The organism is Streptococcus sanguinis (assembly GCF_050220005.1).
In the GTDB taxonomy this organism is placed as follows: Bacteria; Bacillota; Bacilli; order Lactobacillales; family Streptococcaceae; genus Streptococcus; species Streptococcus sanguinis_Z.
The window spans coordinates 2,027,308-2,046,822 of the sequence record NZ_CP071413.1 but is presented as its reverse complement, the minus strand read 5'-3'; the positions used below and the strand labels follow the sequence as shown (position 1 = coordinate 2,046,822).

Genomic DNA, 19,515 nt, shown 5'->3' with positions numbered 1-19,515 from the left:
AGTAAAGGATGCCTTTGTCCAGTTTTCGGATGACTTTTCACTATTCTACATTCGATAAGGAGTTATCGTATGAACACACAAACACATGTAGAGCCAGAGGCAAGGCATATCCTGCCCTTTCTGGCCTGGACTTTTGGCATTACCTGGGGAGCCTGGCTGCTTCAGTATATTTTAACCGCCCTGAAGCTGACCAACGGGGCTGAGCCTTTGGGCTTTGCTCTCAATTTCATCGGGGGCTTCGGACCGACTTTGGGAACTTTTATCAGCCTCAAAATTTCTCATCCCAAGAAGATGCTGGACTTTATCTTTTCTCATGCTAAGGGCTGGTGGATTTATATGCTAGCCTTCTGTCTGGTTCGGATTTTGACCCTTTTTATCGCCAATCCAGCCCTGCCGCCTCTGAATGCCGTTCTGATGTTTCCTCTGGGCTGGACCTTTATCACCTTTGCTGGCGGCGGCAATGAAGAGTTGGGCTGGCGGGGAGTGCTGCAGCCGGCTCTGGAGAAAAAATTCTCCTTCCCTCTGGCAACTGTCATCACGGCTCTGGTCTGGGTGGTCTGGCATCTGCCCCTCTGGCTGATTCCGGGAACGAGTCAAAGTCAGGTTTCTTTGCCTTTCTATATTTTCTTTTGTATCCTGCTCAGTTTCTGTCTGGCGGTTCTCTACAAGCAGACGGCCTCTGTCTTTGCCTGCATGGTCTTTCACGGCTGCATTAACTTTGCTCAGGCGACGATTGTCGGCAGTGCTACAAATGGCGGAAGGTATCTCAGCTTCCAGGCTGCTAATCTGATCATGACCGCTCTGCTGGTCGGCTGGTGGTACTGGAAGGGCAATCGGAAAGGAGCTGAGAAAGATGCAGGCTAAAAATCTTGGCAATCGCTCTTCTGTCAAAGAAAAAGGAGTAATCATATGAACACACAAACACATGTAGGGCCAGAACCCAAGCATATTTGGCCTTTCTTAGCTTGGACCTTTGGTATCAGCTGGGGATCCTGGCTGATTCTCTATATTTTATCTGCGCTGCAGATCACCAATGGCGCAGAAACTCTGGGAACTGTCTTTATCTTGATAGGGGCTTTTGGCCCAGCTCTAGGGAGCTTTATCAGCCTTAACATTTCTAAACCGAAGCAGATGCTGTCCTTTATCTTTTCTCATGCTAAGGGCTGGTGGCTGTATATGCTAGTCTTCTGCCTGATTCGGATTTTGACTCTCTTTATTGCCAATCCTGTATTACCGCCGCTCAATGCCATACTCATGTTTCCTTTGGGCTGGACCTTTATCACCTTTGCTGGTGGCGGGAATGAAGAGCTGGGCTGGCGGGGAGTGCTGCAGCCAGCTTTGGAGAAGAAGTTTTCTTTTCCGATTGCTACGGTCATCACAGGTCTCATCTGGGTTGCCTGGCATCTGCCACTCTGGCTGATTCCGGGAACAGGTCAAAGCCAGCTTTCCCTGCCTTTTTATATTCTATTTTGTGTCATGGCTAGCTTTTGTCTGGCTGTTCTATATAAGCAGACAGCGTCTGTTTTTGCCTGCATGGTCTTTCATGGCTGCATTAACTTTGCCCAGACAGTTATCGTAGGAGCAGCTACCAAGGGCGGAACGTCTCTTAGTTTTCATGCTGCGAATGCCGTGATGACAATTTTGCTGCTGGGCTGGTGGTACTGGAAGGGCAATCGGAAAGGAGCTGAGAAAGATGCAAGCTAGAAACTATAAAGATTCCTCATCTGTCAAGCAAATTCTAATTTTTCTGCTTTGGACTTTTGGTATCACTTGGTCTGCGTGGATTCTCTCGGCTGTGCTGAAAGGGCGAGTGCCGTTGCTTCCTCCGCTGCTCACGATAGTGGGAACATTTGGTCCTGCTATAAGTGCCAAGCTTGTCTTAGGTAAGTCTTTGAAAGAAATGCTGACTTTTATCAAGTTTGCCAGGAAAGGAAGCTGGCCTTATCTGTTGATTTTTGTGGGTCTCTTCACGATTTCCATTGTCTTTGTGACCAAGCCGCTGCCAAATTTGAATCTTTTGAATGTCTTGGTTCTGGCTCTGGTAACCACTCTCTTGACAGGTGGTAATGAAGAAATTGGCTGGCAGGGCTTCCTGCAGCCAAGTCTGGAGAAGATCCTGCCCTTCCCTTTGGCAACTGTAGCAACTGGGTTAATCTGGGCTGTCTGGCATCTGCCCCTCTTCTTTACCCCCGGCAGCAGTCAGGCAGGGACCTCTCTTCTGGTCTTTACAGCATTTTGCCTGCTCGGCCGTTTCTGGCTGGCAGCCCTTTACAAGACCAGTCAGTCTGTCCTCTATTGTGTCCTCTTTCATGGGCTCATTAATACAATTGGCGAAGGCATCTTTGTAGGCAAGGGGACGGAAAATCCGCTCTTTTTCCTAGGCTATATCTTGATGGCGGCTTACAGTATCTATCTTTGGTATCAAAGGGAACAGCAAGACAAGGCTTAAAGATATTTTTATGATTTTGTATTTCTCCGGCTTTTTTGGTAGAATAAAGCTACATTAGAAACAAAGGGGAACAGAATGGCGCAGCGAAAAGACAAATCCCAGGCCATGAGAGAAAAAATTTTAAATACAGCAACCCAGCTCTTTATCCAAAAGGGGTCCGAAAAGACCAGTATGCAGGATATTGCTCAGACGGCGGGCATCTCCAAGGGGGCTATCTACCATCATTTCAAGTCAAAAGATGAGATTGTCCTTGCGGTGTTGAGGAGCCGGCAGGAGCTGATGGAAGAAGAGATGAAGCAGTGGCTCAAGGCTACGGAAAATCTGACTGGCAGGGAGCAGCTGCAGACCATCCTCAAGTCTAATCTGGGAAGTCAGACAGCCCGGGCTACGGACGGCATTGTAGGTGAGTATGAGAAGGACGCGGGCTTTATTTTGACCATGATGCGGGACAATCTGCGGATAGGCGCCCCTGTGGTCAGTGACATTATCAAAAAAGGGATGGCAGATGGCTCCCTTCAGACCGAGTATCCGGAAGAGGCTGCAGAAGTTTTTCTGCTGCTGGTGAACTTCTGGATGCATGGGACCGCTTTTGAAAGTGAGCCCGAAAAACTGCCAGAACGTTTCCATTTTCTGCAGTTTATGATGACCTCGGTCGGTCTGGATATCTTTACTGACGAGCTCCTGCAGCTCTTTAGCCAGAAAAATAAGGCATAAAAAAAGGCGATAGGACAGAACTAAAAAATTTAATTCTGTTCCAGCCTTTTTATTTATGTGCTGAATATACTGTGGATATCTTCCTCGGTCAGGCCGATTAGGGGGTCGATTTTCAGGAAATTTTCCTCAGTCAGGACATAGTTTTCCACAGGTGGTTTCATTTTATCCACAGTATTGTGGATATTACTCTCAGCTTGCGGAAAGTCGCCAAAGCGCTCGATGAGATAGGTTTTGCGGGCAGTGCCAGTGTTTTTTGCAGCATAGTCAAAGGCTGCTTTTTCCCCAAGTAAGATCAACTTGCTCTTGGCGCGGGTGATAGCAGTGTAGATGAGGTTGCGCTGCAGCATCCGGTGACTGCTCTTGGTGATGGGCAAGATGACCACGGGAAATTCACTGCCCTGAGACTTGTGGATGCTCATAGCGTAGGCCAGGCGAATCTTATACCACTCGCTACGCTGATAAACAAGTTCATTGCCATCAAAGGCAATGGTCAGCTCGTCCTGCTTGGAGTCGCTGTACTTAGCAGGCAGAAGGTCACTGATATAGCCTAAGTCACCGTTGAAGACATTGCTTTCGGCATCATTGACCAAGTGGATAACCCTGTCTCCTTGGCGATACTGACAGTCGGGAGCTTCAAAGGTCAGTTCCTCTTTCTCTATAGGATTGATGAGATTTTGCATAAGATTGTTAATCTGGTCAATGCCGGCTGGCCCCCGATACATAGGTGCCAATACCTGAACATCTTGAGCTGGGATACCGCTGCGAATGGCTGCGCTAGCGATTTTCTCAATCATAGGCGGGATATGCTCATTTCTAGCTTCAAAATAAGAGCGATCCGCTTTTTTCTCTGTGAAGTCTGCTGGTAAAATGCCCTTCTGAATCTGGCTAGCCAGTGTGACAATTGTAGACTCCTCGCTCTGCCGATAGATGGTTTCCAGCTTAGTCTGTGGAATAGTTGGTATCTGCAGCAAGTCCGCCAGTACCTGACCTGGACTGACAGAGGGCAGCTGGTCCGCATCTCCGACAATCAAGAGCTTGGTCTGAGATGAGATATTGCTGAGCAGCTGATTAGCCAGCCAAGTGTCCACCATGGAAAATTCATCCACAATGATAAAATCAGCATCCAGATAATCATCCAAATGACTGGTATCGTCATCTCCGGTCATCCCCAAATGGCGGTGGATAGTAGCGCTAGGAAGACCGGTCAATTCGTTCATGCGCCGAGCAGCACGACCGGTAGGAGCTGCAAGCAGAATCGGCAGATCATTGACCTTTCGCAGATCCAAACCGCGAAGCTGGGCGTAGACTGCGATGATACAGTTGATAACGGTAGTTTTTCCAGTACCCGGTCCGCCGGTTAGGATAAAGACCTTTTGATTGATAGCCTGACGGATGGCTTCTTTTTGGATACTGTCATAGGAGATGCCGGAGCTTTCCTCCACTTGCTGGATAGCTGTAGTAATCTTATCTGGATCGAAAGAATCTTGCTCTCCTTTTTCCAGCAGACGGACCAGATTACTTTTTATTCCTTCTTCAGCAAAAAATAGGCTGTTTTCAAAAATCTTGGTTTCTACATTCTGGATCTTATCTTCCTCAATCAGATGAGCCAGCTCATCAGCGACTAGACTAGGGTCCAGCTCCACTTGGCGTGAGCTTTCTAAGAGCTCGATGGTATGTTCTAGTAAATCACGAGCTTCGACATAGGTATCTCCCCGCTCCATGGACTGGGTCAGCAAGGTGTGGACAAGACCAGCCCGAAAACGCTCAGGGGCATCACTTTGGATACCCAGCTCTTCTGCCAGATGGTCAGCGATTTTAAAGCCAATCCCCTGAATATCCTCTACCAGCTGATAGGGATATTTTTCGACAATATCCAGCGTTTCTTCCTTGTAGGTATCCTGGATTTGAAAAGCCAGCTTATTGGGAATGCCGTAGGCTGCCAGCTTGGCTAGTACCATCTCAGTTCCGTAGTTGAGTCTGAGCTTGGCAACAAAGGCCTCGCGGTTCTTAGCTGCTAAGCCGTTTATCTGGATCAGCTTTTCCGGCTCCGCTAAAATCTTGTCAATGGTGTCCTCGGTATCTTCTCCGTAGAGTTGGACGATTTTTTGAGCAGTCTTGACCCCGATTCCCTTGAAATGGTCACTGGAGAAGTATTTTACTAGGCCTTTACTGCTGGGTTTTGCTCGCTCATAGCGGGAAATTTTCAGCTGCTGGCCATATTTGGGGTGCTGGACAAGACTGCCCCAGAAGCTGTAGTCTTCGCCTTCCATGACATCTGCCATGGAGCCGGTGACAATGATTTCAAAATCTTCAAAATCCTCGGCATCTGTATCCTCAATATCTAAAAGCAGGATGCGGAAAAAGTTGCTGGGATTTTCAAAAATAATCCGTTCAATCGTTCCTGAAAAGTAAAATTCCATAGTTTATAGGTTCTTCTTTTAAAACGAACCCAGTTGACGTTCAACTGAGTTCGATATGCTTAATAGGTCTTAAAAGGCAGCAGCGGCCAGAAGCGAAACTTGGCTTCGCCCTGGATTTGTTCTGCTTTGAAGGCACCAACCTGTCGGCTGTCCTTGGAAACAATCCGGTCGTCACCCAGAAGCAGGTATTCATCATCCAGAAGCTTGATGGTGAAGACAGGACTACCATCTTTGTCAACAGTGAAGGCTTGAGCCTGAGCAGCGAGTTTTCTGAAAAACTCGCCATTATCATCATAATCGTCCCCAGTATAAGTGGATTGGAGCTTGTCTTCTTTGAATTTCTTGATGTAGTCCGTCAGGTAAGGCTCGTCTGTTTTTTTGCCGTTGATGTAAAGGGTATCATTTTCATACTGAATAGTGTCGCCCGGCATACCGATGACCCGCTTGACAATCTCCTTGGTTGTACCGTTATCATCTGTCTCAGTGGCGACAACGATATCAAATCGGTCAATAGACTGATGTTTGAGGACAAGCAGGTATTCCCCATTAGCCAGCGTAGGGTCCATAGAGTGGCCATCTACCTTTACAGGGGACCAGAGAAAGAGCCGTGACAGGATAATGACAGAGATGAAGAAGAGAAAGAGGCCCCATTCTTTGAGAAATGAGAGGACAGGATTTGATTTTTTCATAGGTTACCTTTCTAAAAGTTTTTGTGCTTTTTCAGTATTTTTAAAGTGGAGTTTAGCAGAATGCTGCAGACCGGCCATTCCATAGGCTAGAAGAATCTGGCTGGCAACATGATCGCTCTTGCTTCCGGCTCCGCTAGGCAGGGTATAGCCTAACTCTTGGCTGAGGTTTTCTAGATTTTCCAGAAAGAGGTCACGAGCGATAATAGAGCTGACCGCAACAGCTAGGAACTTTCCTTCAGCCTTTTCAATCAGACTTATCGGATTTGGAAAATGATTTTTTTCCTGCTTTAGGTATTTGTTGTAGTTTTGCTGGTTGGTAAAGGCATCGATGACGATTTTTTCGGGATTGATGCCTTTCTGCAGCAGTAGGTAGATAGCTTGATTGTGCAGAGCTACCTTGACAGAGACAGCGTTGTAGCCAGAAGCGATGATTTCATTGTACTTCTCTGGCGATAAGAGCAGAGCTTGATGGGCAATCTTTTCTTTCAAGACAGGAGCTAGTTGGCGAATCTTGCTATCGTTCAAGGTTTTAGAATCACCAACGCCCAGTTTTCTCAGAAAGTCGTGCTGGTCTGGAGTGACGAAAGAAGCTACGACGGCTAGACCTCCAAAGTAGGAGCCGTTTCCGACCTCATCTGTCCCAATGAGGGCAAAATTCTGAGAAGCAGGACTAGAACTGGATTTGCCTGCTTGATGGCCAAAAAAGCCAGCGTAGTGAGCAGCTTTTGCTCCTTGAAAAAGAACTTTTCCGGAGCTAAAGACACTGACCGTCGCCTGATCCAGCCGGAAGAAATGTTGAATATGTGAGTTCTTGTTAGGAGCCAGCTGGCTTTGATATTTCTCAACAAAAGCCTGAATTTCTTGCTGTTTAGGACTGAGGGTGATAGTTTCCATACCCCCTATTGTACCATAAAATGGAAAAGTCTAAAGTCATAAGATTGAAAATCCTACAAAAATTTTGTAGGAGCGCATCGCTGTTTGCTATGTCAAAAAAGATGAAAAAGAAAGTCCCAGTCTTGTTCCAAGTGTTTTAATAACTGACAAAGGGCTTCTTTTTTGATATAATACAATGAGGTGATTTTATGGCAAATTTGAATCGATATAAATTTACATTTGGAAACAAGACCTTAACTCTAACAACAGAACACGATAATCTCTTTATGGAAGAAGTAGAACGGGTAGCAAAGGAAAAATACAAGGCTATCAAAGAGCAGATGCCTGCGGCAGATGATGAAGTCCTGGCGATTTTGCTGGCGGTCAATAGTCTATCTACTCAGCTTAGCCGCGAGATTGAGTTTGACGACAAGGAAAAAGAACTAGAAGATTTTCGTCACAAAATGCTCAGTGATTTGAGAGAAAAGTCGGGTAAATAGAGGAGAAATAATGTTTTCTATTATTATTTTACTAATATTGGCCTGGAGCTTTTATATCGGCTACTCGCGTGGTATTGTGCTGCAGGGCTATTATGCTGCTGCAACCATGATTTCTATGCTGGTGGCTGGAGCTTTTTATAAGAGCTTGGCTAAATTTATCAGCCTTTGGGTGCCTTATGCCAGTGCGACTCAGGGCTCTTCGACCTACTTTTTCCCTAGCTCCCAACTTTTTCATTTAGATCAGGTTTTTTATGCTGGTTTGGCCTATCTTATTATTTTTACAGCTGTCTACATCCTTGGGCGCTTTTTCGGGATTTTTGCGAACCTGATTCCCTACCCCAATAAGCTAGACACCAAATGGTACAATGTGACCAGCGGAGCCATCGCTGTTTGCATCTCTATTTTTGTTTTGGGAATGTGCCTGACTATTTTAGCGACGGTGCCGATGGAGATGGTTCAGGAGCGACTCAACAGCAGCTTCATGATTCGCTTTATTGTCAAGTATACCCCTATCACATCCAATATCCTCAAAGATCTCTGGGTGAATCAAGTTATCGGATAAAAGACGACTCAGTTGGCCTGCTAGCTGGGTTCTTTTTTACTAGAAAAGAAAATTATGAACACAAAAATTTTAGAAACCTTAGAATTTAAAAAGATTAAAGAACTTTTTGCTCCCTATCTTTTGACCGAGCAGGGGCAGCTGGAGCTGGGCCTGCTTTTGCCGACCAGTAAGAAGGAGACGGTGGCCTCGGCTTTTCTGGAAATGACAGATATGCAGCAGATTTTTGTGCAGCATCCGCACTTTAGTCTGGCCGCTACTCAGGATATTACTGCCTTGACCAAGCGCTTGGAGCTGGAAAGCGACTTGAATATTGAGGAGTTTTTGGCTCTCAAGCGCGTCTTAGCTGTGACTCAGGAACTCAAGTCCTTTTATGATGACTTGGAAAATGTGCACTTGGAAAAGCTGGACCGTCTGTTTGAGAATCTAGCTGTGTTCCCTAAGCTGCAAGGAAGTCTGCAGGCTGTGAATGATGGTGGCTTTATCGAAAGCTTTGCCAGCGAAAGTTTGAGCCGTATCCGCCGAAAAATTCAAGAAAATGAAAACCAGGTGCGGGAAATTTTGCAAGAGATTCTCAAAAACAAGGGCGAGATGCTGGCGGATCAGGTAGTGGCCAGCCGGAATGGACGCAATGTGCTGCCCGTGAAAAATACCTACCGCAACCGCATTTCTGGTGTGGTTCACGATATTTCTGCCAGCGGCAATACCGTCTATATCGAGCCTAGAGCAGTTGTCAATCTCAACGAAGAAATTGCCAGCAGTCGGGCGGACGAACGATATGAAATTCAGCGAATTTTGCAGGAATTATCTGACCTCTTCCGTCCCCATGCAGCTGAAATTGCCAACAATGCTTGGATTATCGGACATTTGGACCTAGTGCGTGCCAAGATCCGCTTCATGCAGGAGACGGGATCGGTGGTGCCTGACCTGTCGGAAGAGCAGGATATCCAACTGCTTAGTGTCCGCCATCCCCTGATTGAAAATGCGGTATCTAATGACCTACATTTCGGGCCAGATTTGACAGAGATTGTCATTACAGGGCCTAATACGGGTGGTAAGACCATTATGTTGAAGACCTTGGGCTTAGCTCAGATCATGGCTCAGTCAGGTCTGCCGATTCTGGCGGACAAGGGGAGCCGCGTCGGGATTTTCAGTCAGATTTTTGCAGACATTGGTGATGAGCAGTCCATTGAGCAGAGTTTGTCGACTTTCTCCAGTCACATGACTAATATCGTCTCTATTTTAGAGCAGGTTGATAGCGAGAGTCTGGTTCTGCTGGATGAGCTGGGAGCTGGAACTGACCCGCAGGAGGGAGCAGCTCTGGCTATTGCTATCTTGGAAGACTTGCGGCTAAGACAGATTAAAACCATGGCGACGACCCATTATCCTGAGCTCAAAGCCTATGGGATTGAGACGGATTGGGTGGAAAATGCCAGCATGGAGTTTGATACAGATAGTTTAAGGCCGACCTATCGCTTTATGCAGGGAGTGCCTGGCCGCTCCAATGCTTTTGAAATCGCTCGGCGTTTGGGCTTGTCGGAAGTTATCGTTGGTCATGCCCAAGAGCAGACCAACACAGACAGCGATGTTAATCGAATCATTGAGCGCCTTGAGGAGCAGACGCTGGAAAGCCGCAAGCGCTTGGATAATATCCGCGAGGTGGAGCAGGAAAATCTCAAATTTAACCGAGCCCTCAAAAAACTTTATAATGAGTTTAACAGAGAAAAGGAAACCGAGCTCAATAAGGCACGCTTGGAAGCCCAGGAAATCGTTGATTTGGCTTTGTCAGAGAGTGAGAGCATTCTCAAAAATCTCCATGATAAGTCCAGTCTCAAACCGCATGAGATTATTGAAGCCAAGGCTCAGCTTAAAAAGTTGGCACCAGAAACGGTTGATTTATCAAAGAATAAGGTGCTCAAGCAGGCTAAGAAAAATCGGGCGCCCAAGGTGGGAGATGATATCCTAGTCACCAGCTATGGTCAGCGGGGAACCTTGGTCAAGCAGCTCAAGGACGGCCGTTGGGAAGCTCAGGTTGGTCTTATCAAGATGACTCTAGAAGAGCAGGAGTTTAACTTACTCAAGGCTGAAAAGGAGCAGCAACCTAAGCGCAAGCAGGTCAATGTGGTCAAGCGGGCCAATACTGCTGGACCGAAAGCCAGACTAGATCTGCGCGGCAAACGCTATGAAGAGGCCATGGAAGAGCTGGATGCCTTTATCGATCAGGCCCTCCTCAATAATATGGCCCAGGTGGATATTATCCACGGTATTGGGACCGGGGTCATCCGTGAAGGGGTGACTAAATACCTCCGCCGCAACAAGCACGTCAAGTCCTTCGGCTATGCTCCGCAAAATGCCGGTGGCAGTGGCGCAACGATTGTGATCTTTAAGTAAGAGGCCAGAAATGAAAATACAAATCTATGATTCGACTTATGAGAAAAGTTGGATTTATACAAAGGCTTTGAGTTATCTCTTTTCGCCTTTCTTTGATGATATGAGCTGCAGCAAGGATGAGTTTACCGAAGAACCTTACCAAGATTCGATTGAGCTCATAGCAGTGGAAGATGATCAGGTTGTGGGGCTTCTAGATATTGGGATTTACACCGAAGAAGCAAGTCATTCTTATGCATATTATCCGGGAGAAAAGATAGCTTACTTCGCTAATCTGGCTGTCCATCCTGATTTTCAGAATCAAGGGATAGCCAGTCAACTCTTTCAAGCTGCTTGGGAGCAGCTGCATGAAAAGAAAGTTGAGGCCTTGATCATCTTCACCAGAGACGGAGAACAAGCAAATCATCTCTATCAGAAGTGGGGCGGCAAGCTGATTTGTCAAGATTATTTAGTTGTCGGGCGACCCAAAGGTCAAATACCGTTTTCTTTCAGCGTTGATACTAAGCAGCAGACAATCTGTCTGACAGATAAGTCAGGAAATTCCTTAGGCTATTATCAAAGAGAAGGGCATTATATTGTCTCAAGGAAAGAAGATTTAGAGCATTTTGATATTGATGAGCTTTACAAAGAGCATACCTATGTCTTGAAAATTGAATAGGGCATTGGAAGTTTCAGCGAAGAGATAGCAGCAGGTTCTTTTATGAGAGCCTGCTTTTTGCTATAATGTAAGCAGCATAAAGAGTACCGGAGGGAAAATAATGAGATTAAAACACGCATCAGATTCCTGCACGACTATTTTGGTGGGCAAGAAGGCCAGTTACGACGGTTCAACCATTGTGGCTCGTACAGAGGATTCACAAAATGGGGTTTTTACGCCCAAGAAATTTGTTGTAGTGGAGCCACAAGACCAGCCCCGCCATTATCAGTCAGTTTTGACATCCTTTGAGATGGATCTGCCGGACAATCCAGTCCGCTATACGGCAGTGCCAGATGCGGTTCCCAAGGATGGTATTTGGGGAGCTGCTGGGATTAACAGCTATAATGTTGCTGTTAGCGCGACGGAAACGATTACGACCAACAGCCGCGTGCTGGGGGCTGACCCTCTAGTAGAATCAGGTATCAGTGAGGAAGATATCCTCACACTGGTCCTGCCCTATATCAAGACAGCTCGCGAAGGGGTTCTACGCTTAGGAAAAATCCTGGAGGAGTACGGCACTTATGAGTCCAATGGGATTGCTATTTCAGATATTAATGAAATCTGGTGGCTGGAAACCATTGGCGGCCACCATTGGATGGCGCGACGCGTACCAGACGATGCCTATGTGACCAATCCCAATCAGCTGGGCAGCGATTATTTTGAATTTGACAATCCAGAGCATTTCCTCTGTCATCCAAATCTCAAAAACTTTATCGAGGAAAACTATCTCAATCTGAATTACTCGGACGAGGGCTTCAATCCACGCTATGCTTTTGGCAGCCAGAAGGATAAGGACCGTCATTACAATACACCGCGTGCTTGGGACATCCAGCGTTTTCTCAATCCAGAAGTAGAGCAAGATCCAAGGAGTTTCTTCATTCCATGGTGCCGCAAGCCATACCGCAAGATCACGATCGAAGATGTCAAGTATGTCCTGAGCAGTCACTATCAGGATTCGCCTTATGATCCTTATGGAGCAGAGGGAGACCACCATAGCAGACGGGCCTTTAGGACTATCGGGATCAATCGGACCAGTCAGACAGCCATCTTGCAGCTGCGCCCTAATCAACCGCAGGAAACAACGGGCATCCAGTGGCTATCCTACGGCTCCATGCCTTACAATACAGCAGTTCCTTTCTTTACTCAAGTCTCGACAACGCCAGATTACTTTGCCAACACGACAGACAAGGTTTCGACGGATTCTTTCTACTGGGCTAATCGACTCATTGCTGGGTTGGCTGATGCTCATTTTAGCAGTCATGTTGGAGACTTGGATGATTATCAGGAAAAGACTATGGCCTGGGGTCATGAAATGATCGGTCGGGTGGACCGAGCTTTGGCCAAGGGCGAGGCTATTAACTTTGAAGCTGAAAATCAAGCTATGAGCGACAAGGTGCAAGAAGCGACAGACCAGCTCTTGGAGAAAGTTCTCTTGGATGCCAGCAATCTCATGATTAACCATTTCTCACTGAGCGACTAAGGTCTACCCGTAGCAAATATTTTTCTTTCTCTAGCTTTTGGTGTAAAATGTTATCAAAAGTAAGCTATTTAAAGGAGAAGATTTATGGTAGCAGCAGTTACAGATGCAACATTCGCAGAAGAAACAAAAGAGGGATTGGTTCTGATTGACTTTTGGGCAACTTGGTGCGGTCCGTGCCGTATGCAGGCACCTATCTTGGAGCAGTTGGCAGGGGAAGTCCATGAGGACGAATTGAAAATCCTCAAAATGGATGTGGATGAAAATCCAAATACTGCCCGTGAATTTGGAATTATGTCCATTCCGACTCTTCTGTTCAAGAAAGACGGTCAAGTCGTGAAGCAAGTCGCAGGTGTTCACACCAAAGACCAGCTCAAGGCTATTATCGCTGAATTGAGCTAAGCAAGAAGCCTGAGGGCTTCTTTTTTGTATCAAAAAACGTTTACATACTCAAAAATTTTCATAAAATATTGACAAAAGGCGAATGTTCTTTTAGAATAATAGAAAATTAATAATCAACACCGAACGAAGTTTTTCAGAAAGAGGCAGGCACCTCTGACTGTGAAATGGACGGAACTCTGGAGAGACCATGAATGGCACCGAAGGGGCAAGGCGGTTTAGAACCGCTCAAACTCTCAGGTAAAAGGACAGAGCGAAGAGGCAGGGATTTCCCTACTCCAGCACATCCAGAGTACATGTTATGCATGTGCTCTTTCTTTTTCTCGGTGTGAAAAGGAGCTTATATCATGTTGGAAATTTTGAATCGTCTAGATTCTTTGGTTTGGGGTCCGCCTCTGCTCATTTTGCTGGTTGGTACCGGTATCTATCTCAGTCTGCGTCTGGGCCTGCTGCAGATTTTTCGTCTTCCGCGTGCCTTTCGGCTAATCTTTGTATCAGACGAGGAGCATCAGGGCGATGTATCCAGCTTTGCGGCTCTTTGTACGGCTCTAGCCGCGACGGTGGGAACGGGCAATATCATCGGAGTGGCAACAGCCATTAAAACTGGTGGACCGGGTGCCCTCTTCTGGATGTGGGTAGCTGCTTTCTTTGGGATGGCGACCAAGTATGCTGAGGGTCTCTTGGCTATCAAGTACCGGCGCAAGGATGCTCATGGAGCCATGGCAGGCGGTCCTATGCACTATATCTTACTAGGGATGGGCGAGAAGTGGCGCCCGCTGGCCATCTTTTTCGCGATAGCTGGTATCTTGGTGGCTCTCTTGGGGATTGGTACCTTTACGCAGGTTAATTCCATCACAGAGGCCATGCAGAATACCATTCAGCTGCCTCCAGCTGTGACAGCTTCTATCTTGGCTATTTTAGTAGCTTTGGTTATTTTCAGCGGCATCCAGTCTATTGCTCGAGTATCGACCAAGGTTGTTCCCTTTATGGCAGCTATTTATATCTTGGGCACTGTGACTGTCTTAGTGGTCAATCTAGATCGATTACTGCCGACTCTCCATCTGGTCTTTAGTTCAGCTTTTAGCCAGACGGCTGCTGTCGGTGGCTTTGCCGGTGCGACCATCCAGATGGCCATTCAAAACGGGGTCGCGCGTGGAGTTTTCTCCAATGAATCTGGTTTGGGATCAGCCCCCATTGCAGCGGCGGCAGCCCGGACCAAGGAACCGGTAGAACAGGGCTTGATTTCTATGACCGGAACCTTCATCGACACCTTGATTATCTGTAGTCTGACAGGCTTGACGATTTTAATCACAGGAGTCTGGGATGGCAACCTCAACGGTGTGTCCCTGACTCAGGCAGCCTTTGCGAGTGTTTTTGCTAATTTTGGTCCGGTCCTGCTTTCGGTCTTTCTAGTTCTCTTTGCCTTTACGACTATCTTGGGCTGGAACTACTATGGTGAGCGCTGTTTTGAATTTCTCTTTGGGGTGCGCTATATCCGCGTTTATCGTCTGCTCTTTGTCCTTATGATTGTTCTCGGTGGCTTTGTGGGTCTGGAGGCGGTCTGGATTCTTGCAGATATTGTCAACGCCCTCATGGCCTTGCCAAACTTAATCGCTCTTCTAGCACTTTCTCCTATTATCATCAGTGAGACAAAGAAATACTTTGACAGGCGTCGAAAGAACTAATTTTCGCACGTAAAAAAGCCTCTAGCTTTCCGTAATGATGGAAGTCTAGAGGTTTTTTGTCGAAATTAATAGCGTTTTTCTTTTGGCCAGCTGCTCATCTCGGCCGCAGCTGTAAAGAGAACGTCTGTAGAAGAGTTGAGGGCTGTCTCGCAGGAGTCCTGAATGACACCAATAACGAAACCGACGCTGACTACCTGCATGGCCAAATCATTGGAAATCCCAAAGAGGCTGCAGGCGACTGGAATGAGTAGAAGAGAACCGCCAGCTACGCCGGAAGCCCCGCAGGCAGAAATTGCCGCTACAATACTGAGAACTAGAGCCGTGCCAAAGTCAACTCTGATACCCAGCGTGTTGACAGCAGCTAAGGTCAGGGTATTGATAGTAATAGCAGCCCCTGCCATGTTGATAGTGGCTCCCAGAGGAATAGAGACAGAGTAGGTCTCTGGATTGAGCCCCAGATCTCAACAGAGTTTCATGTTAACGGGGATGTTTGCCGCAGAGCTGCGCGTGAAAAAGGCAGTCACGCCACTGACCCGCAAACAGTGCCAGACCAAGGGATAGGGATTTTTCCGCAGCATAATAAAGGTAATCAAAGGATTGATAATCAGAGCGACAATCAGCATGCTGGCTATCAAGGCCAGCAGCAGGATACCATAGCTTTTTAGAGCCTGGAAACCTTTGCCGGAAATGGTCGTGTAGACCAGACCTAAAATACCCAGAGGGGCTAGATTGATAATCCACTCGACAATCTTAGAAGTGATATCTGCCAAGGTCTGCAACAGTTCCTTGCTGTGGTGGCTGGCTTCCCGCATGGCAATTCCAAAGATGACAGCCCAGGACAGGATACCAATGTAGTTAGCGGTGATGAGGGCGTTGACGGGATTGTCCACCAGCTGAAGCAGAAGATTGCTGAGAACTTGTCCGATTCCATCTGGCGGAGAAACCTTTTGGGAGGACGAAGCCAACTCTATACTAATGGGAAAGAAGAAGTTGACTAGGACTGCGACCAGGGCCGCCGCAAAGGTTCCCAGAAGGTAGAGCAAGATGACTGTCTTCATATTGCTCTTTTGTCCTTTTTGCTGTTGAGATAAGGCATTTGCCACCAGAGCGAAGACTAGGAGCGGAGCGATGGCCTTGAGGCCGCCAACGAAGATTTGGCCCAGAAGTCCGATGGCTTGTGCTTGGGGGAAGATGACAACCAGTAGGACACCAATGCCAATACCGATGGAAATCCGCTTGATTAGATTGGTTTTATTCTAAATTGTGATGAAGCGATGGAGCATGTCAGTTCCTTTCTTGTCTTAGATACTTATTTTATTATACGATAGAAAGGGAGTGAAAACAATGCTAGGTCGGACTAACCATTCTATGTCCGCGTTGATTGGTCTTTGTGGTATAATGGTAGTAATCTTTTTGGAGGTAGCCTATGTCTAAGACCGGAAATGTCTTTTCCCGCTATATCCAGCAGTTTGACTGGAGCAAGATTGCAGATGACCTTTTTTCCAAGCTGGTCTCTTTACTTCTGCTTTTTATCTTATTTTACATCGTTAAGAAAATCCTGCATTTGTCAGTGACCAAAATCATTGCCCCTTCTCTCAAACTATCCAAGCAGGATGTAGCCAGACAGAAAACCATTACTCGTTTGATTGAAAATCTGCTTAATTATGTCTTGTATTTTCTCTTGATTTACTGGGTTTTATCTATCTTGGGACTGCCGGTTTCCAGCCTTTTAGCTGGTGCCGGAATTGCCGGGGTGGCCATCGGAATGGGAGCCCAGGGCTTCCTGTCGGATCTGGTCAATGGCTTCTTTATCCTTCTCGAGAGACAGTTAGATGTCGGTGACAATGTCCGCCTGACTAACGGTCCTATCAACATCGCTGGAACAGTAATCAGTGTCGGGATTCGGACGACGCAGGTACGGGACGCGGACGGAACGCTTCATTTTGTGCCCAACCGCAATATTATGGTTGTCAGCAATCTTTCCCGTGGAGATATGCGTGTTCTAATTGACATTCCCATTTATGCCCAGACGGATTTGGACGAGATTTACCGCATCATTTCTAAGGTCAATGAAGAAGCTGTGCCAGAACATCCAGAGATTCTTAAAGAGCCGAATATCTTGGGGCCGCAGATGGCTTCAAATGGCCAGTTTAACTTCCGTATCAGCATGATAGTGCAGGGAGGCATGCAGATTTCTATTTACCATATTTTCTACCGTCTTTACCATGAGGCGCTTTTGCGAGAGGGGATTGAGCTTCCGACGCTTGGACCTCTTTCAAAAGGAAAGTAATTATTGATTAGAAAGGTCAATATGAATCAGCGAATTCAGCAGGAGATTGTCAGTGAGGACAATCTTGTTTACCGTTTAAAACGTCCTCTCCACAAGCAGGGTCTCTTTTGGGCAGCTCTGGTGTCTGGTATTATCATTTTTCTTCTGGCCTTGCTCAGCATTCTCCTCGTCATCACCACGATTGGCCTTATGGAGGAAAATAACCATCTCAAGTCTCTCACGGGCTACCATAACTCACCTCTTGATTCCTATTCCAGTCATGCTTTTGAGAAAACAGTTGAATTTTCCAGTGGACTCAAGGTGACAGTTCATTCGGCAGTGGAAGACAGCAAGAGAGTCATGAGCGATGAGTCAACAGGAGTAGCTGTCGTTGCGACTATCACGGTTGAAAACACTTCTAAAAAGCCCATTCTGGTCAGTCCTTATGACTTTGGACTCTATGACAAGAAGGAAAATGTCTATATTTTGGATGGCTCAACCTTTGACAATACACAAATCGGCACCAATTTGGCGCCAGGCAAGTCCATCCGCTTTGACCTAATCTTTGATGGGGAAGGCGGCGATGAGGATACCTATACCGTGACCTACGAAAATGCTAAGTGGCAAAAGGAGAAAAACAAGACAAAGCAAGAGAAAAAGAAGGAGCAATAGGGAATATTATCCCATCACTTTAACGCCTTTGCTATTTTCCGCACTAGATTTGAAAGTGGAGGCAGCAAACTGTATAGATAAAAGAAGATTTGAGACGAAAATTTCAAATCTTTTTCTTGACTCTGACCTTAGAGGAGGGTGTATACTGGTGGAAATTAGAAAAGGAGATTACCATGAAAATCAATATGATTCGTTCAGATAAAGTTTATCAAGAGATGCTCGAGCTGCCTTTAGAAAAGAGAGAAGGTTATTTTCGAGCTAAGATTTTAGCACCTTTTGCAACAAAATATCAAACACAACACATTCCTCTGAAAGCGAAGTATCCCGGAGGATTTGATGCCTTGTTCCTACTTGGCTTTATGAATCAGCTACCCGGAACTCTATCAGAAAAGGATAGACCGTCTATTGATGCTCTGAGCTCTGATCAACTCTGGCAAAATTGTCAAGATACCATCAAGAGGAGTATCGGTCTTTTTGAGCAAGCTGGCTATGATTTAGAGGTTGAGGATTACTATTTTACTATTTTGTTAGGCAATCCAGAAAAACCTATGCTACAGCTCAATAAGGGTTACAGCGGAGATGGAGGAATTCCAGGCTACCTCATGCTTAGTCTACTACCAAATGACTATACTTTGCCACGTGTGCAGGCGGCGCTGGCCCATGAGTGCAACCATAATGTCCGCTTCCAATTTATCAAATGGAACCAGCAGACGACCTTAGCAGACTGGGTAGTCAGTGAGGGGTTGGCAGAGTCTTTTGCTGCTGAACTCTATGGCAAAGATCTCATTGGGCCTTGGGTTACTTCAACCAGTCCAGAGCAGTTAGAGGAGATTAAGCCCATCATCTCAAGTCAGCTTCAGCTAACTGGGATGGCGGAAATGGCTCCTTATCTCTACGGTGATGAAATTGCAGAAATACAAGGTCAAATACCGGTTGGTATGCCTTATGCTGCGGGCTATGCTTATGGCTATCATCTGATACAAGCTTATCTGAAAAAGACTGGCAAGAGCATTACTGAGGCTACGGTGTCACCGACAGAAGAAATTTTAGAGGCGACTAAAGACTTTTGGAAATGACACTTTTGCTTGAAAATCTGTCAAAACTTGATATAATGTAGGTGATTTCTGGAGGTATCAGTATGCATTATAAAAGAATTGAATTAAAAGTCACAAATCAAGGTATCCATGAGCGTAAGATTTTTCAAGGTGTCAAGATTTTCAATCGTAGCAAGCTGTCCAAAGATCAGAAAAGCATTCTGACGCAGAAGCTTTACCTGACACCGAAGCAAAACATCGTTTACTATCAGCGAACAGATGTCAATTATGACCAGAACTGGCATCATAAGAAGGATTATTACGAACTAGCTTATGACCAGTTGGACAGAGAAACTGTCTTTAAGGTTTGTCAAGATTTTGACGAACTAAGTCCTTTTCTGGAGAATGAGCTGCTGGAGAAGCTAAAAGAAAAGCAGTCATCAGGCAAGTTTTTTGAAAAATTAGATATATAAAAATCCGACCGCTTTTATAAGCAGTCGGATTTCTTTGAGTTCTAGTTAAATAGTACTTAAACAGGACCTTGGGCAATCATAGCGTTGGCTACGTTTTAGAAAGCAGCAATGTTAGCGCCAGCCAGATAGTCTTTGCCAAGTCCGTAAGTTTCAGCGGTAGTTTTAGCTGTGTTGAGGATATTTGTCATGATGTTCTTGAGACAGCCAGAGTATACCG

Annotated in this window: 18 protein-coding genes, 2 pseudogenes and 1 riboswitch; of the genes and pseudogenes, 15 read left to right on the top strand and 5 right to left on the bottom strand. The window is 46.2% G+C overall.

Annotated elements, in window-relative coordinates; genetic code table 11:
• Positions 1–69: 69 nt before the first annotated feature.
• From J1C86_RS10000 to J1C86_RS09985, 4 genes are all read left to right on the top strand, one after another.
• Positions 70–864: a CPBP family intramembrane glutamic endopeptidase gene (locus tag J1C86_RS10000; RefSeq protein WP_125406138.1), complete on the top strand. Its 795-nt coding sequence runs from the start codon at positions 70–72 to the stop codon at positions 862–864.
• Between the two features lie 45 nt (positions 865–909).
• On the top strand, positions 910–1,704 hold the full coding sequence (locus tag J1C86_RS09995) for a CPBP family intramembrane glutamic endopeptidase (RefSeq protein WP_061592257.1): 795 nt from the start codon (positions 910–912) through the stop codon (positions 1,702–1,704).
• The gene (locus J1C86_RS09990; protein WP_125406135.1) at positions 1,694–2,449 is read left to right on the top strand and encodes a CPBP family intramembrane glutamic endopeptidase; all 756 of its coding nucleotides are present in this window, start codon (positions 1,694–1,696) and stop codon (positions 2,447–2,449) included. Before J1C86_RS09995 ends, J1C86_RS09990 begins: the two co-directional genes overlap by 11 nt.
• A 75-nt stretch (positions 2,450–2,524) precedes the next feature.
• On the top strand, positions 2,525–3,163 hold the full coding sequence (locus J1C86_RS09985) for a TetR/AcrR family transcriptional regulator (protein WP_125406132.1): 639 nt from the start codon (positions 2,525–2,527) through the stop codon (positions 3,161–3,163).
• Between the two features lie 53 nt (positions 3,164–3,216).
• On the opposite strand, the gene recD2 is transcribed toward J1C86_RS09985, so the two are convergent.
• Genes recD2 through rnhC form a run of 3 tightly spaced genes read right to left on the bottom strand, consistent with a single transcriptional unit; the run spans position 3,217 to position 7,166 of the window.
• The gene (gene recD2 / locus J1C86_RS09980) at positions 3,217–5,583 is read right to left on the bottom strand and encodes an SF1B family DNA helicase RecD2 (protein ID WP_125406129.1); all 2,367 of its coding nucleotides are present in this window, start codon (positions 5,581–5,583) and stop codon (positions 3,217–3,219) included.
• A 59-nt stretch (positions 5,584–5,642) separates the two neighbouring features.
• On the bottom strand, positions 5,643–6,272 hold the full coding sequence (gene lepB, locus J1C86_RS09975; RefSeq protein WP_125406126.1) for a signal peptidase I: 630 nt from the start codon (positions 6,270–6,272) through the stop codon (positions 5,643–5,645).
• Between the two features lie 3 nt (positions 6,273–6,275).
• Positions 6,276–7,166: a ribonuclease HIII gene (gene rnhC, locus J1C86_RS09970; protein WP_125406123.1), complete on the bottom strand. Its 891-nt coding sequence runs from the start codon at positions 7,164–7,166 to the stop codon at positions 6,276–6,278.
• 188 nt (positions 7,167–7,354) lie between these two features.
• Here rnhC and J1C86_RS09965 point away from each other — a divergent pair, with 188 nt between their 5' ends.
• The 7 genes from J1C86_RS09965 (at position 7,355) to J1C86_RS09935 (ending at position 14,850) form a co-directional block, all read left to right on the top strand.
• Complete coding sequence (locus J1C86_RS09965; RefSeq protein WP_002896593.1) at positions 7,355–7,645, top strand: hypothetical protein; 291 nt, start codon at positions 7,355–7,357, stop codon at positions 7,643–7,645.
• Between the two features lie 10 nt (positions 7,646–7,655).
• Positions 7,656–8,207 carry a CvpA family protein gene (locus tag J1C86_RS09960; protein ID WP_125406121.1) on the top strand — a complete coding sequence of 184 codons (552 nt, stop codon included), beginning with the start codon at positions 7,656–7,658 and terminating at the stop codon, positions 8,205–8,207.
• 54 nt (positions 8,208–8,261) lie between these two features.
• Positions 8,262–10,595 carry an endonuclease MutS2 gene (locus J1C86_RS09955; RefSeq protein WP_125406119.1) on the top strand — a complete coding sequence of 778 codons (2,334 nt, stop codon included), beginning with the start codon at positions 8,262–8,264 and terminating at the stop codon, positions 10,593–10,595.
• A gap of 10 nt (positions 10,596–10,605) precedes the next feature.
• Complete coding sequence (locus J1C86_RS09950) at positions 10,606–11,250, top strand: GNAT family N-acetyltransferase (RefSeq protein WP_125406116.1); 645 nt, start codon at positions 10,606–10,608, stop codon at positions 11,248–11,250.
• A 100-nt stretch (positions 11,251–11,350) separates the two neighbouring features.
• Positions 11,351–12,769 carry a C69 family dipeptidase gene (locus J1C86_RS09945; RefSeq protein ID WP_427150802.1) on the top strand — a complete coding sequence of 473 codons (1,419 nt, stop codon included), beginning with the start codon at positions 11,351–11,353 and terminating at the stop codon, positions 12,767–12,769.
• An 84-nt stretch (positions 12,770–12,853) separates the two neighbouring features.
• A complete protein-coding gene (gene trxA, locus J1C86_RS09940) occupies positions 12,854–13,168 on the top strand; it encodes a thioredoxin (RefSeq protein ID WP_002929164.1) in 315 nt (104 codons plus the stop codon).
• A gap of 166 nt (positions 13,169–13,334) precedes the next feature.
• Positions 13,335–13,427, top strand: a riboswitch (glycine riboswitch).
• A gap of 85 nt (positions 13,428–13,512) precedes the next feature.
• Positions 13,513–14,850 (top strand): alanine/glycine:cation symporter family protein, encoded by a 1,338-nt coding sequence (locus J1C86_RS09935; RefSeq protein ID WP_125406111.1) that lies wholly within the window; start codon positions 13,513–13,515, stop codon positions 14,848–14,850.
• A gap of 65 nt (positions 14,851–14,915) precedes the next feature.
• Here the strand turns inward: J1C86_RS09935 and sstT are convergent.
• A pseudogene (sstT, locus tag J1C86_RS09930) lies at positions 14,916–16,091 on the bottom strand (serine/threonine transporter SstT).
• Positions 16,092–16,276: 185 nt separating this feature from the next.
• On the opposite strand from sstT, the gene J1C86_RS09925 reads away from it, so the two are divergent.
• From J1C86_RS09925 to J1C86_RS09910, 4 genes are all read left to right on the top strand, one after another.
• A complete protein-coding gene (locus tag J1C86_RS09925; RefSeq protein ID WP_002907299.1) occupies positions 16,277–17,140 on the top strand; it encodes a mechanosensitive ion channel family protein in 864 nt (287 codons plus the stop codon).
• Between the two features lie 21 nt (positions 17,141–17,161).
• On the top strand, positions 17,162–17,791 hold the full coding sequence (locus J1C86_RS09920; protein WP_125406108.1) for a DUF4352 domain-containing protein: 630 nt from the start codon (positions 17,162–17,164) through the stop codon (positions 17,789–17,791).
• Between the two features lie 173 nt (positions 17,792–17,964).
• The gene (locus J1C86_RS09915) at positions 17,965–18,867 is read left to right on the top strand and encodes a DUF2268 domain-containing protein (protein WP_125408771.1); all 903 of its coding nucleotides are present in this window, start codon (positions 17,965–17,967) and stop codon (positions 18,865–18,867) included.
• A 62-nt stretch (positions 18,868–18,929) separates the two neighbouring features.
• Positions 18,930–19,298: an EXLDI protein gene (locus tag J1C86_RS09910; RefSeq protein WP_125408772.1), complete on the top strand. Its 369-nt coding sequence runs from the start codon at positions 18,930–18,932 to the stop codon at positions 19,296–19,298.
• Positions 19,299–19,393: 95 nt separating this feature from the next.
• Here the strand turns inward: J1C86_RS09910 and J1C86_RS09905 are convergent.
• A pseudogene (locus J1C86_RS09905) lies at positions 19,394–19,504 on the bottom strand (NADP oxidoreductase); the annotation flags it as partial.
• Positions 19,505–19,515: the final 11 nt, after the last annotated feature.